This is a genomic window from Streptomyces sp. NBC_00683 (assembly GCF_036226745.1).
Classification (GTDB): domain Bacteria; phylum Actinomycetota; class Actinomycetes; order Streptomycetales; family Streptomycetaceae; genus Streptomyces.
Genome location: NZ_CP109013.1, coordinates 7,945,031 through 7,962,535, shown reverse-complemented (window position 1 = coordinate 7,962,535; position 17,505 = coordinate 7,945,031). Strand labels below are relative to the sequence as shown.

The following is a 17,505-nucleotide window of genomic DNA, read 5'->3' as shown; positions in this document are numbered from 1 at the left end:
GACCCGGACCCACCCAGCGGAAGTTAGGTTAGGCTAATCTAAGGAACCACGGAGTTCGCACGCAGTCGTGCACGCGTCATCAGGGAGGGGGGAATCGCCCATGGGCCTGCCCGCCGTCGACTCCTACCCGATGCCGGCCGACACCGCCCTTCCCCGCTCGCGTGCCGCGTGGCGAATCGATCCCGCACGTGCCGCGCTGCTGGTCCACAACATGCAGAATCACTTCGTCGGTGTTCCCGGCAGGGCGTTCCCCTGTGGTGGAGCTCGTCGACAACATCGCGGCGCTGCGGGAACTCGCGGGGACGCTGGGCATACCGGTCGTCTTCACCGCCGAACCGGCCGGACAACTGCCGGGCCGGCGCGGGCTCGTCGGCGAACTGTCGGGCACCGGCGTCGGGGACGCACCGGACGCCGCCGCAATCGTCGCGCCCCTCACACCTCGCGCCGGCGAGTATCTGCTGGCCAACGTGCACCCCAACGCCTTCCTGCGCAGCCATCTCGGCAGGCTGTTGCGTTCGCAGGCCCGCGACCAGCTCATCGTCTGCGGGCTGCACGCACATCGTGGCGTCCTGCTGACGGCCACGGACGCCTCCATGAACGACATCCAGCCGTTCGTCGCCGCCGACGCGGTGGCCGACTTCTCCGCCGAGCAACATTCCAGGGCCCTCGACCGGGCGGCGGACAGCGGCGTGGTCTGCACGACGGACCGCCTGCTGCGTGATCTTCTCCCGCACCGGGAGCCGAAGAACGCGTGACCACTCGTGAATTCAAGAAAGCAGGAGCAGCGATGAGACCGGTCGTCACGGAGCGCGCGGACGCGGACCAGTCCGGTGGGCTGCTTCTCCGGCCGGAACGGCGGGGCACCGCCGTCGTCATCAAGTTCGGCGGCAACGCCATGGTCGACGCGAGCCTGCAGCGGACATTCGCCCAGGACGTCGTGGAGTTGTGGCGTGCGGGCCTGCGCCCGGTCGTCGTGCACGGCGGCGGGCCGCAGATCAGCTCGATGCTCGACCGCCTGGGCCTGGAGACCCGCTTCGAGGCGGGCCTGCGGGTGACCACGCCGGAGACCATGGAGGTGGTCCGCATGGTGCTGACCGGCCGCGTCCAGCGGGAACTGGTCGGCCACATCAACGACCACGGGCCGTACGCCGTGGGCATGACGGGCGAGGACGCGCACACGATGACGGCCGTGCGCCGGCCCGCCTGGGTGGACGGCCGGCCGGTGGACATCGGTCTCGTCGGCGACGTCGTGGACGTGAACCCGGGCATGGTGCGCGCGCTGCTCGACCAGGGGCACATCCCGGTGGTCTCCCCCGTGGCCCGCGGTGAGGACGGACAGGTCTACAACGTCAACGCCGATCTCGCGGCGTCGGCCCTGGCCGTGGCCCTCGGAGCCGAGCGGCTGGTGGTCCTCACCGACGTGGAGGGGCTGTACGCGAACTGGCCGTACAGCACCGAGGTGATCGAGCGTCTGACAGCCGACGCACTCGACAAGATGCTGCCGGGGCTTGCGAGCGGAATGCTGCCGAAGATGGAGGGCTGCCTGCAGGCCGTGCGCGGCGGCGTGCGCACGGCTCATGTGCTCGACGGCCGCGTGCCGCACGCGGTGCTGCGTGGCGTACTCGGCGAGAACGGCCCCGGCACCACCGTGGTCCCTGACGACAGCCCGGACCACGACGAACACGCTGGATGACCGCGGCGGACGACACACCGCTCCGGCTGACGCGGAAGCGAAAGCCGAAGCGGAGGACGGGCACCTGCGGCAGCTTGTTCCTGAGCCGGGGCGGACCGACGGTCACAGGACCCTGGCGAGGATCCTTGCGTTGCGCCGGGGATCCAGGGACTCCGCCCAGGACCGGGGCGCCAGGCCCGCGGTCGAGGGCGCGAAGCCGTAGCGCAGGAACAGAGCCCCGTCGCCGGTCGTCGCCGTGAACAGGGCACCGAGCGACTGGGCGCGCGCCATGGCCAGCACCGCACGCAGGAGCGCGGCTCCCACGCCGTGCCCCTGACTGTGCGCGGCCACACAGAAGTTGTACAGAACGCCCGCGGATCCGCGGCACTCCCCCGGCTCGGCCGGGTGCACGCGCAGGCCCACGCAGCCGTCGAGGCGGCCTGCGGCATCCGCCACGAGGAAGTCGGCCGCGTGGGTGGCGTAGAGCGAGGCGGGACGCTCCCGCAGCGCCCCCGAGCGCATGAAGGGCCGGGACAGTCCGGCGAGTGCGGCAGCGTCCCCCGCACGGGCCGAACGCACGGAGGGCCTCGGCGCGAGGAGCGCGGGCGACAGGGGGGCGGGACGCGGCGTAGCCGTGATCAAGGCTTTCCCTTCCTCGGTTCCGTTTCGAAGAACGGCTCGTCGCCGTGCAACTCCGACGAAACAAGCGAGATTAGGTTAGCCTTACCTTAGTCATCAGTTCAAATCCCGGGCCGCCCCGACTGTCCGTCCATCGCGGACGGACGGACCGGGCAGCTCCGCGCCTGCAATGGTCAGGCATCCATGGACGCCGCGAGGGACTTGGGCCGCAGGTCCGTCCAGCGGGTCTCGATGAACTCCAGGCACGCCTCACGGGCGTTCTCCTCGAAGGCGATCGTCCACCCTCCGGGCACCTGGGCGAAGGACGGCCAGAGCGAGTGCTGGCCCTCGTCGTTCACCAGGACCAGGAAGCGGCCTTCGGGGTCGTCAAAGGGGTTGGTGCTCATGTGTCATTGCCTCCTCGGGTCCGACGGGCCTGTGGCGGCCGCGTCGAGAGTGTGAACCAGGTCCGCGTGTGGTGCTCCCGCAACGCGATCACCAGCCCGTGCAGGAGGTGGATCGGGAATGGAAGGGGAGGTCACTATTAGGTTAGGCTCACCTAATCGAGTCGAGCTTAGCCTCTCAATATCCCTCTCACAAGGAGACGTTCATGCGCCCGGTGATCGAACGGGTCCCTGCCGAGGACGCCTTCGCCGCGTACGGACTGCCCGGCAGGCCCGGCAGCGACGAGTTCTGGGCCGCTGCGCGGACACCCGTGTCGGTCCCCTCCGACGACGGCGGCTGGGTGACCTTGTTCCTCTGGCGCGGGACCGGGGCGAGCATCGGCTTCGAGAGCTGGTCGGACTCGATACCCCTGAGCCGATGGGGCGACACGGACTGCTGGTACGCCGAGGTCCGCATGCCCGCGCGGCTGCGGGTGACCTACCAGTTCCTGGCCGACGACGCGGCGTACGCCGACCCGTTCAACCCGGTCGGTGCCGGCGGCGACCGTTCCATCGCCGCGACCCCGGACGCCCCGGCCCAGCCTCACTGGCCCCTGGTCGGCGCCGACGACGTCCTGCCCGTCCCCCGCACCCGGCTCCGCTGGGCGAGCGAACGGCTCGGCGGGCGGCGCACCGTGCGGGTCCACCCGGTGGGCGGCGGCGGACCGGTGGTCCTGCTGCTCGACGGGGACGACTGGCTGTATCTGCACCCGGCCATGACCGCGTTCGACGCGGCCGTCGCCAGTGGCGAGATGCCTCCCGTCACACTCGTGTTCCTCCCGGCCAAGGACAGGAGGGAGGAGTTCGCGTGCAGGCCCGAACTGTGGGAGGCGGTCCGCGACGAACTGCTGCCGCTGGTGGCGGAGTCCGGCGTGCCCGCCGACCTGGACCGGCTGGTGGTCGCCGGGCAGAGCCTCGGCGGACTGAGCGCGATGTACGCGGCACTGGAGTTCCCGGACCTGGTGTCCCGCATCGCCTGCCAGTCGGCGTCGTTCTGGTGGACACCCGACGCCCTGGACCGGCCTGACCCGTTCGGTGGCCCGGAGGGCGGTGCCATCGCGGCACGCCTGCGGGAGCGCCCCGACCTGTCCGGTCTGCGGGTCGCGTTCGACGTGGGGGAACACGAGACGCGGATGCTGCCCCACTGTGAGCTCGCCGAGACCCTGGCCGGACAGGCCGGTGCGACCGTAAGGATTTCCCGGTCGCCGTCGGAGCACGACCGGGCGGGCTGGCGGCACGCCCTGCTCCGAGATGTCGCCTGGGCGCTCGCCTAGGCTCACGCGGCCAGGACGACCGGTTCGCCGAGACGTTCGGCGGCCTCCCGCCACGCGTCGGTCACCGCCGCGCGGGCATGTGCGGTGCGGTCCGGCAGGTCGCCCGCCAGCATGACCGGCGCCCCGATATGCACGTGGAGACCCGGCCTGCGCAGCGGCGCGGTGCCCAGGCCCGCGAGCTGCTTGAGCCGGCTTCCTGACACGATTCGGCGGGACCCGGCCTGTCCCAGGGGGATCACGGGGGCTCCCGTTCGTTGGACGAGCCGGGCCAGCCCGCTGCGGAAGGCTTCCGGGGCCGCTTCTCCCGCATCCTTGCGGTTCGGGATGCCGCCCTCGCCGTAGATCAGGACGAGACGTCCCCGGGCAAGGGCTTCGGCGGCGCCGTCGAGGGCGTCGCCGGCGCGTGCGTCGTGCCGGTGGACGGGGATGTGCCCCTCGCGGGCCAGCGCACGGCCGAGCGGGGGTACGCGCCAGAGTCCCGCCGTCGCCAGGACGACCGGCTCGACGCCGAGACGGCGCAGGGCGGCGAGGACCACGGCCGGGTCGGCCAGGGAGCTGTGGTTGGCGGCGATGATGCTGCCCGGGGCGAAGCGGGCGTCGCTGTCGGTGGTGACCGTCAGTCTGCCGACGGCAGGCACCAGGACGCCGGCGAGGCGACTGAGCATGGGCGGTTCCTCCCGGACTCGGACGATGGTGATCCCCATCGTGGTCCGGAAGCATCCCGCGGGCCTGAGTACCGGTGCTCAAACGGCGGCCCGCCGGATACCCAGTCGCTCAGCGGGGGTCCCCCGCAGGACGGCACGCGGAACCCGGGCGGGCCGGGTCTCCCGTGGGTACGGGAGACCCGGCCCGGTCAACGAGCCACGGCCAGGCAGTAGTCCTCGTCCGTGGCGAGCAGGTTGCGATGGGTGTCCTCGGCGGTGACCACCCCGTCGTCCAGGACGAGGACACGGTCGGCGGCGTCCAGGAGCGCCGGGCTGCTGGTGAACACGACCGTGGTGCGGCCCCGGCGCATCTTCGCGATGTTGCGTGCGATGAGCTGTTCGGTGACCGCGTCGACGGCTGTCGTCGGATCGTGCAGAACCAGGATGTCGGAGTCGGCGGCAAGGGCCCGGGCCAGGGACAGCCGTTGGCGCTGCCCACCGGAGAGGTTCGCGCCGCGGTCGCGGACGCCGTGGTCGAGCCCTTCGCGGTGCAGGGCGACCACATCGGTCAGCATGGACGCCTCGACTGCCTCGGGAACCATCGGGCTGGTGCCCGACGGGTCGATGTTCGTACGGAGGGTGCCCGCGAAGATCTCCCCGTCGTACGGGTTCACCAGCATGTGCTCACGGACCGACTCGACCGACAGGTCCGCGATCTCGTGCCCGCTGACCCGTACCGCTCCCTCGTACGCGTGGGGCGGGACGTTCACGGCGAGGATCGACGCGAAGTCGGCCGCCGCGCGCGGCTGGTAGGCGGCGATGGCCACGAACTCGCCCGCGGAGACCTTGAACTTCAGCTTGCGCAGCGCCCCGTACCGAACGCAGTCGATCTCGAGGTCACCGCCGGCGGCCGGGCGCTCCGGGCCCGGGGTCGTCACCGGCGGGGCGGCCAGTACGAGGGCCATCCGCTCGGCGGACGCGCGCGCCATCATGACGTACTTCGGCATCTCCGAGAACATCTTGAGCGGTTCCATGATGAACTGCGCCAGCCCCACGGCCATGACGAGCTCCCCGATGCTGATCTGCCCTTCGAACGCCAGCCATCCGGACGTCAGGGTCACGGCGGCGGCGAGCACCGCGTTGAGGGCCAGCGCGGTGCCGGCGTACGCACCGTTCACCTTGGCGACGGTGATCGCCTGCCGCTTCGCCTCCGTGCTGACCTTCCGGTAGGAGAGGAACGCCGCGTGGTTGCCGCCGAAGCCGTGCAGCGGGCGCAGGCCGGTGATGAGGTCGGCGACCTTCGCCCCCGCCCTCGCCACCCTGGCCTGCTGTTCCTGGGTGCTTGCGCCGATCCGCTTGGACATCACGCTCAGGACCGACAGGATCGCGACCGTTCCCACGATCACGAGCAGGCCGAGCCGGATGTCGGCCAGGCCCAGCGCGACCGCCGCGACCACCACCGCGACCAGCGAGCTGATCAGCAGCGGCACCACCTCGATGATGTCGGCGGTCTGGTCGGCGTCCTCGGTGGCGATGGTCAGCACCTCGCCGGACTTCAGGTCGACGTCCCTGGCCACCGGCTGGAGTCCGCAGGCCGCGACCCGCACCCGCCAGCGGTGCGCCTCGGTCGTGTTCGCCTGCTGCAGGACGCGCATCCCGAACCGCCACGACAGCGACACGGTCGTGATGATCACGGCCAGCGCGGCGATGGACAGGCCGAGCGAGCCGAGGCTCCGCTCCTGCAAGGAGTGTTCGACGATCAGACCGAGCGCGATGGGGAACGCGGTCTCGCCGGCCTGGTACATGCCCATGAGGACGGTGCCCCGGGTCATGGCGCCGACGTTGCGCCGCAGGGCGGTCCGAAGGATGTCGGCCCCCTGCCGGGGCCGCTGGGTGTCAGGAGTTGTCATCAAGGTGGCTGGCAATCGCTTCCGGGGTTCGCAGTTCGAGCAGGTCACGGATCGTGATCACGGGACCGTACTCCCGGCGGAGCAGCCCGATCAGCCGCACCGCCAGCATGGAGTGTCCTCCGAGGGACACGAAGTCGCTCACCGCGCTCACTTCGTCATCGTCCAGGTCCAGTGCCTCGGCGAAGAACTCGCACACCACGGTCTCGGTCTCGGTCTCCGGGCCGCGCTCTCCCGCCGTGGTCAGCACGCCCAGGGGCTTGGCCTCCGGGAGCGCCTTGGTGTCGGCCTTCCCGTTCACCGTCAGCGGGATGCTGTCGACCTGGGCGTAGTGCGTCGGGCGCAGGAAGTCCGGCAGTGCGGCGCCCACTTCGGCCGCGACCGCGGCCAGGTCCGCGTCACCGAGCACGAGGTAGGCGGCCAGCCGGTACGCTCCGTCGACCTCCGGGGCGGGCTGGGCGACGGCGGCGGCGAAACGCACCTCCGGGTGAGCCGCGAACGCGGCCTCCACTTCGCCCAGCTCCACCCGGTGCCCGCGGATCTTGACCTGCTGGTCGGTGCGGCCCAGGTACATCAGGTTCCCGTCGGGCCGCCGGACCACCAGGTCCCCGGTGCGGTACATGCGCTCGCCGGGTGTACCGAACGGGCAGGCGACGAACCGGTGCGCGGTCTGGGCGCTCTGGCCGAGGTAGCCACGCGCGATGCCGATGCCCGACACGTACAGCTCACCGGGAACACCGTCCGGCAGGGGCCGCAGCCACGGGTCGAGCACGTACACCTCGGTGTTGTCGATCGCGACGCCGACCACCGGGTCCTGGCATTCGAAGGTGCCGACGCCGAGGGTGTTGATGGTGTACTCGGTGGGGCCGTACAGGTTGTAGCCGACGGTCCCCTCGGTCTCGGCGAGTGTCTGCCACAGCCTCGGCGTGACGGCCTCGCCGCCCAGCAGCACGAGCGCGGGCCGGCGTTCGGGGTCGGCGAGCAGGCCCTCGGCCACCAGTTGCTGTGCGTAGGTCGGAGTCACGTTGATGACGTCGATGCCGTGCTCGACGCAGTACTCGACCAGACGGGGTGCGTCGCGGCGCAGTTCCTCGTCGCAGATGTGCACCTCGTGGCCGTCGGCGAGCCACAGCAATTCCTCCCACGACATGTCGAAGGCGAACGACACGGTGTGGGCGATCCGGAAGACCCTGTTCTCGTGCTCCGCCAGCACCGGCTCGAAGATCCGGCGCTGATGGTTGATCAGCATGTTGGTGAGCCCGGCGTACTCGGTCACCACGCCCTTGGGCTTCCCGGTCGATCCGGAGGTGAAGATCGTGTACGCGGGGTGCCGCAGGCGGTTCGGGGCGTCGGGCGCGAACGTCACGAACGGTTCGGCCTCGGGCAGGGGGCGGTCGAGCTCGATCAGGTCGCCGGTCAGCCTGGGCGACACGGCGCTCACGGTGAGGATGACCTTCGGGCCGGCCTCCTCGACGATCGCGGCGATCCGCTCGTCCGGGTGGTCGAGCTCCAGGGGTACGTACGCGGCACCGACACGCAGTACGGCGAACAGTGCCACGATCGAGTCGAGGGAGCGCGGGACCGCGAGGCCCACGGCCGTCTCCGGGCCGATGCCGCACCCGGCGAGTACGCCCGCCAGCGCTCGGCTGCGGTCCCGGAGCTGGGCGAAGGTCATGGTCGCGCCGTGGGCGACGAGGGCGACCCGCTGCGGGTCACGGTCCGCCGCCCGGTCGAACCGGTCGACGACGGTGTCCGTACCGACGTCCGTGCGCTCGGCGGGCTCGGGCTCGGGACCCGGACCGGGCAGTGCGCCGACCGGGCCGGTGGAGCGGGCCAGGTCCTCGAGCACGCGCAGGTAGTCGTCGAGGAGACGACGGGCGTTCCCGGTGTCGCCGTCGCGGTGCTCCAGCTTGACGGTGAGCCGGTCGCCGGGCGTGACGACCCAGGTGAACGGGTAGTGCGTCGAGTCGTCGGCCTTCACCGAGGTGATGCCGTGCCTGGCGTTCATCTCGGCGAACGCGTCCATGTCCAGGAAGTTCTGAAGCACGAACAGGTTGTCGAACAGGGTGTCGTGCCCGCTGGCCCGCTGGATCTCGCCGAGTCCCAGGTGCTCGTGCTCCATCGCCGCGACCCTCGCCGTCTGGACGGCCGACAGGTACTCACCGACGGTGTCGTCCGGCCGTGCCCGCGTCCACATGGGCACGGTGTTGAGCAGCACGCCGACGATGTCGGACAGTCCCTCGCCCTCACGGCCGGAGACGGTCACGCCGAACGCGGCGTCGCTCCGGCCCGTGTGCGCGCCCAGCAGGAGGCCGAAGGCGCCGGTCAGCACCGAGTTCAGCGTGACGCCGTGGGCCCTGGCCGCTTCCCGCAGCAGTTCCGACTGTTCGGCGGACAGCTTGTGCACGAGTGCGCGCGGCAGGTCGTCCGTGAGGGTCGGGTTCGGTCCGGCGAGGAGCGTCGGGCCGGTGAGGCCGGCCAGATGCTCCGCCCAGAAGCGTTCGGATACGGCGGGGTCCCTGGCGTCGAGCGCCCGGGCGTAGTCCTCGAATCCGGGTGTGACCGGTGTCGCGTCCAGCCGTTCGCCGGCGAGGACGGCCTGATAGGCGTCGAACAGGTCCCGCAGCAGGATCTCGCGGGACCAGCCGTCCCACAGCAGCAGGTGGTAGCTGAGCAGCAGACCGTCGCGGTCGTCGGGCAGACGGACCACGGTCAGCCGGACCATCGGCGGCTCGTCCGGGTCGAATCCCGTGTCACGGTCCCGGATGCGCAGTGCTTCCACGTCCGCGTCCGTCTCCGGATGGACCGTGCGGACGGCGACCCGCCGGCCCGCCTTGATCACCTGGACCGGGTTTCCGTTGTCGTCGGTGGTGAAACCGGCGCCCACGACCGGGTGCCGTGCGATCACGTACGCCATCGCCTCGGCCAGCGCGTCGGTGTCCAGGCGCCGGTCGAAGGTGAAGTAGCTCTGCGCGACGTAGTGTCCGGCTTCGCCCGCCATCTGGGCCTGGAAGAACAGGCCCCTCTGGAGCGGTGTGACCGGTGCCGTGCGCTCGGCCGTCGCGGAGGCCTCGGCGATGCGCTGCAGTGCGCCCAGCCAGTGCACGGCGATCTCGTCGGGGATGCCGTCGGCGAGGGTGAACGACGCGTGCAGGCTTCCGGTGGTGTCGTCGGTCCACGCGTTGACCTCGACGGCGTACGGGCTGCCCTGGTCCCCGCCGGTGATGTGCAGCGCCTGGGACTCGCTGCCCCGTCCGAGGTAGTTGAACAGCACCTGCGGACGGGCCTTCAGCAGGGGGGCCGTCTGCGGGTTGAGGTACCTGAGCCGGCCGTAGGCGACGTGGCCGCGCTCGTCCGGCTGGCGTTCGGCGAGTTCGCGCGCCGCCGCGACGGGGTCGGTGTGCGCCGTGAGCCGCACCGGGGCGATGGAGGTGAACCAGCCGACCGTACGGGTGTAGTCGTGGTGCTCCAGCGCCGGGACCCGGCCGTGCCGCTCCAGTTCGATCGCGAGATCGGTGGGCGAGCGCTGGATCTGTGTCAGCGCGGTCCGCAGCGCGCCGCACAGCAACTCGGTGAGGCCGACGCCCAGTACGGAGGGGGCGGTACGCGTCACCCGGTCGCTCACGTCGGCGGCGAGCACGACGGTGGTCCCGTGCAGACCCTCGACCGCGGGCAGCAGCGCCGGTGCCTGGAGCGTGGTGATCCAGTGCCCGAGGTCGTCGGTGGCGTGGGAGGACCCGGAGTTCAGCGCTTCGGCGTACTCGGCGTAGGACGTGGTCGGCGGTGCGAGCGGGGCCCCGCCCATGGCGGCGGCCAGGTCGTCCAGCAGGACGAGCCAGGACACCGAGTCGACGGCTATGTGGTGCACGGTGACCACCAGGGTCCGGCTCGCCGCGAGCCAGGAGAACGCGATCACTTCTCCGGACTCGGGATCGAGGCGCCCGGCGGCTTCGTTCGCCGCGGCCGTCGCGTCGTCCGTGTCCGTCCGGACGACGGTGACCTCACGGGCGGGTTCGGTGCGCAGTGCCCACACCCCGTGCTCGACGTGCAGTCGCAGCCGGAGGGCGGGGTGCGCGGCCACGACCGCGTTCGCGGCGCGCTCGGCATCGGCGAACCCGGTGCCCTCGGCCGCCACCAGCGCCCTGGCCTGGGCGAACCGGGCGAGCGAGCCGCCCAGTTCCCGCTGGCGCAGGATGATCGGCGTCGGCGGCAGCGGGCCGTCCTCGCGGCGGGCGGGCTCGGCGACCGCGGTCTGCGGAGTGCGCGTCTGAAGGTGCTCGGCGAGCGCGCGCGGTGTCTTGAGGAGGAACACGTCGCGGGGCGCGATCGGGAGTCCGAGCGCTCTGGCCCGGTTGATCACGGTGATGGCGACGATGCTGTCGCCCCCGGCCATGAAGAAGTCGGTGTCACCGTCCACGTCCGCGGAACCGGGCAGCGTCTCGGCGAAGATGCCGACCAGTGCGGCGAGTGCGGAGTCGCCCGTGGCCGCCGGGGCGTCGCCCTGTGCGGCGGGTACGGAATCGCCCGCGGCCGGGGTGTCGTCCTGTGCGGCACGCTCGGCCAGGGCCTTGCGGTCCAGCTTGCCGTTGACCGTCAGCGGGAGGGCGTCGACCGGCAGGACCCGGCCCGGCACCATGTGCACGGGCAGCTTCGCCGACAGCAGGCCGGTGAGGTCGCCGGGCACCCGTCCCACGACGTGCGCGACGAGGTGCTCGCCGCCCTCCGCCACGGTGACAGCCACATCGACCACGCCGTCGAGTTCCCGGATCGCGGCCTCCACCTCGCCGAGCTCGATACGGAATCCCTTGAGCTGCACCTGGTCGTCGGCGCGGCCGGCGAACTGCAGCTCGCCGTCGAGCGTGCGGAGCGCGAGGTCGCCCGTGTGGTACATGCGGGAGCCGTCGCCCGCGAACGGGTTCGCGACGAAGCGGCCCGCGGTGAGTCCGGGCCTGCCCAGGTAGCCGAGGGACACCTGGTCGCCGGCGACGTAGATGGCGCCGACACGGCCCGGCGGTACCGGCCGGAGCCGGTCGTCGAGCAGGTAGGTGACCAGGCCGGGGATCGGACCGCCGATCGGGCTGACGTCCTCGCCGAAGTCCTCGTCGGTGAGCACCCGGTGGGTGACGTGGACGGTGGTCTCGGTGATGCCGTACATGTTGACCAGCTCGGGCGAACGGGTGCCGTGCCGGTCGACCCAGCCGCGCAGCCGCACGGGGTCGAGTGCTTCGCCGCCGAAGATGATCCGGCGCAGTGCGGTGGCCGGCCCGCCGGCGTGCCGGTCGGCCTCGATGAACCGGTAGAACGCCGACGGGGTCTGGTTGAGCACGGTCACTCCGCGCTCCTGGACCAGCCGGTGGAAGTCGACCGGGGAACGGGTCAGCGCGTACTCCGGCACCAGCAGCTCTCCGCCGTGCACCAGCGCGCCCCACAGCTCCCAGACAGCGAAGTCGAAGGAGTACGAGTGGAACTGGACCCACACGTCCTGCGGGCCGAAGTCCATGTCGGGCCGGGTGTTCGCGAGCAGTGCCACCACGCTGGAGTGCGGGACGACGACGCCCTTGGGCCTGCCGGTCGATCCGGACGTGTAGATCACGTACGCCGGGTCGTACCAGCCTGCCGCGGTGTCGTCGGGCAGCTCGTCGGCCTGCGGCAGCTCGTCCCCCTGGACGAGCACGCGGGCCGACAGGCCTTCCCGGGTCAGCAGTTCGGTGAAGCGGTCCCGCTGTTCACGGTCGACGAGAACGACCTGCGGAGCGGCGTCGGAGAGGATGTACTCCAGTCGTTCGTCCGGGTACGCCAGGTCCAGCGGCACGTACGCGCCGCCCGCGGAGACGATCGCGACGAGGGCGACGACCTGCTCCAGGGAGCGGGGGACGGCGACGGCCACGCGCTCGCCCGGTCCGACACCGGCCGCTCGAAGAGCCGAGGCCAGCTCGTTCTTCGCCGCCTCCAGTTCCCCGTAGGTCAGTGACCTGGTGCTGCCGTCGAGAGCGCACTGGGTGACGGCGGTGGCGGCGGGGTCGCGGTTCGCGGCGGCGTCGAACAGCGCGCCCAGGGTCGTCGGGGTGATCCGCTCGGGGCGTCGGGCGTCGTCGGGTGCCAGGTCGTCGACCGGTGCGTCCGGCCGGGTCAGGAGGCCGGTGAGGGTCCGGGTGAAGGTGCTCAGGACGGCCCGGGCGCTCGCTTCGCGCAGCAGCTCACCGTCGTAGATCAGGTTGAAGCGGGGACGGCCGTCGAGTGCGCGCTCGACCACCAGCGTCAACGGGTAGTGCGGGGCGCCCTCGTTGACGATGTCGGCGATGACCAGCTCGTCGTCGGGTCCCCGCAGAGCGTCCACGTCGGTCGCGACGTCGAACACCACCAGGGTGTCGAAGCGGGAACCGGCGCCGGCCTGCCGGCCGATCCTCGCCAGCGAGACGTGCTGGTGCGGCAGCACCGCGCTCTGGTGTTCCCGTACGGAGGCGAGCAGGTCGCCCGCCGTGGTGGTGTCCTCCCACCGGGCGCGTACGGGGATCGTGTTGATGAACAGGCCCACCATGTCCCCGATACCGGGCACATCCGCGTCACGCCCGGACACCGTGGAGCCGAACACCACGTCCCTGCCCTGCAGGATGCCGCCCAGCGTCACCGCCCACGCGCTGTGCACGGCCACGCTGAGCGGCACGCCGGCCGACCGGGCTGCCGCGTCGATGTCGTCCGTCGGCTCCACGGCGATGTCGGTGAACCGGTCGGAGGGTGTGTGCCCTTCGGCGACCAGTGAGGGGCCGGGCAGATCCGCGAGCTGGTCGTGCCAGACGCGGTCGCTCTCGTCGTCGTCGCGTCCGGCGAGCCAGTGCACGTAGTCGGGGAAACCGCCGATCTGGAACGCGGTCCCCGGCCGGTGGTACTCGGCCAGCAGGGTACGCAGCATCGGGGGCACCGACCAGCCGTCGGCGATGATGTGGTGCACGGTCTGCACCAGTACGTTCCGGCCGGAGCCCGCGCGGACGAGGGTGTACCGCATCAGCGGGCCGGTGGCCAGGTCGAATCCGGCACGGCGGTCCCGCTCGGCGTAGTCGCGGATCTCGGCGTCGGTGATGCCGGGGCGGTCCAGCGTGGTGAACGGCGCCTGGGCGCCGCTCTCCAGCACGGAGACCACACGGCCGTCGGCGAGGGCCACGAACCTGGCGGCCAGGTTCGGATACAGGCTGAGCAGCCGGGTGGCCGCCGCCGTGAGCCGGTCGGCGTCCACCTCGCCCTCCAGGGTCAGCAACTGCTGCTCGACGTAGCTGCCCGCCGAGTCGTCGTCGAAGACCGAGTGGAAGTACAGGCCCTCCTGCAACGGGGTCAGCGGCAGGATGTCCCGCAGCTCCGGTCCGTCCAGGGCGTCGACGTCGGCCTGCGTGAGCGTCACCAGGCCGAAGTCACTGGGAGAGTGGCCGCCCTGGTCGAGTGCGGCCAGTCCGGCCAGGGCCGCCCGCAGGTACTCGCCGACGGTCGCGATGTCCTCGTCGGTGAACATCCCGTCGGGCCAGGAGATGGTGGTGACCAGCTCGTACTCGCCGGTCGACGCGGGTTCGGCGATCGCGTTGAACTCCAGGGGACGCGGGAGGCGCATCCTCGGGTCACGCTTCTCGCCCAACTGCCCGGTGGTGCCCGCGGGCTGCCAGTCTCTGGTCGCGCCGGAGTCGAAGCGTCCCAGGTAGTTGAACAGCACCTGGGGTGCGGGCGCGTCGAACCCGGTGTCGGCCAGGTAGCGCAGGGCACCGTAGGAAACGCCGTTGCTGGGCACCCTGGCGAGGTCTTCCTTGACCGCCTTGAGTGCTGCGGCCAGGTACTCGGGTGCCGTGAGGTCGGTTGCCGCGCCGGGGTCGACGGTCACCGGGAACAGGGTGGTGAACCAGCCCACGGTCCGCGACAGTTCGGGCTCGAAGCCGGCGGCGCCCGCCACGAACCGGCCTTCGCGCCCGTGGCCCTCGAGTTCGATGTGCGCGAACGTCTGGTCCTGCCCGAGGTCGCGGCGCCACCGGGCGAGGGAGACCGCGAGCGCGGTCAGCAGGACGTCGTTGACGCCCGCGTGGAACTTCGCGGGAATCTCGCCCAGCAGCGCGGCCGTGATCTCGGGGCCGACGGAGACGGTCCGGGTGCGCTCCCGGACGACCGTGTCGGCTTCGGACAGCGCGCGCCTGCCCACGGGTTCGTCCACTCCCGGCAGGGGGCGCTCGAAGTAGGCACGGTCCGCGTCGAATTCCGCCTGCTGGAGCAGTTCGGTCCAGCGCCGGAACGACGTGCCCACCGAAGGCAGTTCGACCGCTTCGCCGGAGGAGACCTGGCGCCACGCCGTGGCCAGGTCCTCCATCAGGACCCGCCAGGACACGCCGTCGATCACCAGGTGGTGCACGACGACGACCAGCTGGCGCGACTCCGGTCGCCAGACGGCTCGCAGCATCACGCCGTTGTCCGGGTCCAGCCCGTCGGTGGCGAGTTCCACGCACGCGTCGAGGGGACGGTCGCTCTCCTGCCACACCGCGGCTGCCGGGGCCGCCTCGGGGATGTCGAAGCTCCAGCGTTCACCGCGCACCAAGTGGGCGCGCAGCATGTCGTGGCGTCCGACCACGGCGGTGAGGATCTCGTCCAGGGCGTCGGCGGTCAGGTCCGCCGGGGTGTTCAGGACCATCGACTGTACGAAGCCGTCGATGGCGTCCGTGGTCTCACCGAGCCACTGCACGATGGGCGATCCGACGACGGAACCGGTCGCCACGTCGCCGTGCCGCACCGTGGACACGTCCTCGCGGCTCGCCACCGCCGCCAGCGCGCCCACGACACTGTTGGTGAAGATCTGGCGTGCCGTGACGTACAGGCCCGCCTCGCGCAGCGCGCTCAGCAGGGAGATGGCCAGGATGCTGTCTCCGCCGAGCCGGAAGAAGTCCTGGTCGACGCCGACCTCGTCGAGCCGCAGTACCGCCGCGACCGTCGCGCACACCACGCGCTCGTTCTCGGTGGCGGGCGGGACGACCGAACCGGTACCGATGACCGGCTCGGGCAGCGCCTTCCGGTCGAGCTTGCCGTTCGCGGTGAGCGGGAACTCCTTCATCACGACGGTGTGGGCGGGCACCATGTACTCCACCATGTGCTCCACGGCCCACGCCCTGACCTCGTCGGCGCGCAGGTCCTCGCTGCCGGCGGCCGGGATCACGTACCCCACGAGGTAGGTGCCGCCCGCCGTGTTCTTCTTGGCGACGACGCAGGTGTGCCGTACGCCGGGGTGCTCCGCGAGACCGGCCTCGACGTCCTCGATCTCCAGACGCATGCCGCGGATCTTGATCTGGTTGTCGGCCCGGCCGAGGAAGTCCAGCGACCCGTCCGGGGCGTAGCGCGCGAGGTCACCGGTCCGGTACAGCCGGGACCCGTCCCCCGCGAAGGGGTTCGCCACGAACCGGGACGCCGTCAGGCCGGCCGCGTTGACGTAGCCGCGCCCCAGGAGGAATCCGCCCACGTACAGTTCGCCGCCGACACCGACGGGGACGGGGCGCAGTTCGTCGTCGAGCACGTACAGCTGGGTGTTGGGGTTGGCCTTGCCGATCGATGTCGACAGGCGTTCCGCCTCGCCCCGGTAGATGACGTGGCTGACGCCGATCGTCGTCTCGGCCGGGCCGTAGCCGTGGTACATGGGGATGTCGAGCCGGGTACGGAAGCGCTCGTACAGCTCCGGGGTCAGCACCTCGCCGCCGCACCACACGTGCCGCAGACTGTCCAGCCGCCCGGAGTCGCCCGCGATCTCCAGCAGCACGTCCAGCATGGACGACACCAGGTACGTGAAGGTGACGCGGTGTTCGGCGATCACGCTCAGCAGGTGGTGCGGGTCGCGTTCGCCGCCGGGCCGCAGGACCACGAGCCTGCCGCCGGACACCAGCGGCAGGAAGATCTCGTTGATGGAGATGTCGAAGGACAGCGGGGCCTTGAAGAGTGACGCGTCGTCATGGCCGAAGCGCAGGATCTCGTCGACCTGCCACAGCAGGCGCTCGCTGATCGCTTCGTGCCGGATCATCGCGCCCTTGGGCCGCCCGGTGGAACCGGACGTGAAGATCACGTACGCCAGGGCGTCGCCGGGGACGGTGACCTCGGGCGCCTCGACGGGGCGGGAGGCGAACTTCCAGTCGCCGAGGTCCACGGCCACGGCTTCCGGTTCACCCGGGTTGTGCTCGCCCGAGTCGTTGAGCTGCAGCACGACCCGGGCGTCCTCGACGACGACGGCGCGGCGCGCGGCGGGCCACTGCGGATCGAGCGGCACGAACGCACAGCCTGCCTGGAGCACACCGAGCAGCCCGATCACCATGTCGGCGGAGCGGCCCAGCGATATACCGACGACCTGTTCCGCGGTGAGTCCGCGTCCCACCAGATGGTGGGCCAGCTGCGCCGACAGTTCGGCCACCTGACGGTAGGTCAGCGACCGGTTCTCGTCGACGACGGCAACGGCGTCGGGCCTGGCCCGCGCCTGCTCGCGGAACATCTCCACCATGGTCGGGCGGACCCGGTCGGCGTCGGTGTCGTTCCACTCGGCCAGGGCTTCGATCCGCGCCGCCGCACCGGACGGGCCGATGCTGCCGATGGGCCGGTCCGGGAAGTCGGCCAGGTCCTCCAGGGCGAGCTGTGCGTCGGCCCGCAGGACGCCTTCGGGGACGGCGATGCTCCGGCCGTCCGCACCGACCTCCCAACCGACAGGCCCGGAACCGCCGTTGTCGACCCACCCGAGAACATCCGCGAACAGGGTCCCCGGGGTGAGGTCGATGCCGTCGGGCCCCAGGCCGGTCGCCCAGTACGAGAGACCTATGGCGCACGCTTCGGCGATGGTCCTGTCGGAGCGGTTACCGGTCCGCCGGCGCACGTCGGCCAGGCTCGCGGGAGAAAGCAGTACGAGTCGAGCGTTCGGATCCATCATCGAAGACTCAGTGTCCCTTCCAAGGTATG

At 71.4% G+C, this 17,505-nt stretch carries 8 protein-coding genes; 3 read left to right on the top strand and 5 right to left on the bottom strand.

Annotation, left to right across the window (positions count from 1 at the left end; translation table 11 throughout):
* Window positions 1–254 precede the first annotated feature (254 nt).
* Both OG257_RS34620 and argB read left to right on the top strand, forming a co-directional pair.
* A complete protein-coding gene (locus OG257_RS34620; protein WP_329213973.1) occupies window positions 255–755 on the top strand; it encodes an isochorismatase family protein in 501 nt (166 codons plus the stop codon).
* Between the two features lie 32 nt (window positions 756–787).
* A complete protein-coding gene (argB, locus tag OG257_RS34615) occupies window positions 788–1,693 on the top strand; it encodes an acetylglutamate kinase (RefSeq protein WP_329213971.1) in 906 nt (301 codons plus the stop codon).
* Window positions 1,694–1,795: 102 nt separating this feature from the next.
* Here argB and OG257_RS34610 read toward each other — a convergent pair whose 3' ends face one another.
* The gene (locus OG257_RS34610; protein WP_329213969.1) at window positions 1,796–2,314 is read right to left on the bottom strand and encodes a GNAT family N-acetyltransferase; all 519 of its coding nucleotides are present in this window, start codon (window positions 2,312–2,314) and stop codon (window positions 1,796–1,798) included.
* Window positions 2,315–2,484: 170 nt separating this feature from the next.
* Window positions 2,485–2,697, bottom strand: a complete 213-nt coding sequence (locus OG257_RS34605; protein WP_329213967.1) for an MbtH family protein — start codon at window positions 2,695–2,697, stop codon at window positions 2,485–2,487.
* Between the two features lie 203 nt (window positions 2,698–2,900).
* Here OG257_RS34605 and OG257_RS34600 point away from each other — a divergent pair, with 203 nt between their 5' ends.
* Window positions 2,901–4,007 carry an alpha/beta hydrolase-fold protein gene (locus tag OG257_RS34600; protein WP_329213964.1) on the top strand — a complete coding sequence of 369 codons (1,107 nt, stop codon included), beginning with the start codon at window positions 2,901–2,903 and terminating at the stop codon, window positions 4,005–4,007.
* A gap of 2 nt (window positions 4,008–4,009) precedes the next feature.
* On the opposite strand, the gene OG257_RS34595 is transcribed toward OG257_RS34600, so the two are convergent.
* The 3 genes from OG257_RS34595 to OG257_RS34585 form a co-directional block, all read right to left on the bottom strand.
* Window positions 4,010–4,672, bottom strand: coding sequence for a lysophospholipid acyltransferase family protein (locus OG257_RS34595; RefSeq protein ID WP_329213962.1), 663 nt, complete (start codon window positions 4,670–4,672; stop codon window positions 4,010–4,012).
* Between the two features lie 188 nt (window positions 4,673–4,860).
* Window positions 4,861–6,561 (bottom strand): ABC transporter ATP-binding protein, encoded by a 1,701-nt coding sequence (locus OG257_RS34590; protein ID WP_329213960.1) that lies wholly within the window; start codon window positions 6,559–6,561, stop codon window positions 4,861–4,863.
* A complete protein-coding gene (locus OG257_RS34585; RefSeq protein ID WP_329213958.1) occupies window positions 6,548–17,476 on the bottom strand; it encodes a non-ribosomal peptide synthetase in 10,929 nt (3,642 codons plus the stop codon). Before OG257_RS34585 ends, OG257_RS34590 begins: the two co-directional genes overlap by 14 nt.
* Window positions 17,477–17,505 lie beyond the last annotated feature (29 nt).

What these genes read in the sequence shown, in the direction of transcription:
- OG257_RS34600 (WP_329213964.1), top strand. Translation starts at nt 2,901, where the DNA reads ATGCGCCCGGTGATCGAACGGGTCCCTGCCGAGGACGCCTTCGCCGCG.
- argB (WP_329213971.1), top strand. Translation starts at nt 788, where the DNA reads ATGAGACCGGTCGTCACGGAGCGCGCGGACGCGGACCAGTCCGGTGGG.
- OG257_RS34590 (WP_329213960.1), bottom strand. Translation starts at nt 6,561, where the DNA reads ATGACAACTCCTGACACCCAGCGGCCCCGGCAGGGGGCCGACATCCTT.
- OG257_RS34595 (WP_329213962.1), bottom strand. Translation starts at nt 4,672, where the DNA reads ATGCTCAGTCGCCTCGCCGGCGTCCTGGTGCCTGCCGTCGGCAGACTG.
- OG257_RS34605 (WP_329213967.1), bottom strand. Translation starts at nt 2,697, where the DNA reads ATGAGCACCAACCCCTTTGACGACCCCGAAGGCCGCTTCCTGGTCCTG.
- OG257_RS34585 (WP_329213958.1), bottom strand. Translation starts at nt 17,476, where the DNA reads ATGATGGATCCGAACGCTCGACTCGTACTGCTTTCTCCCGCGAGCCTG.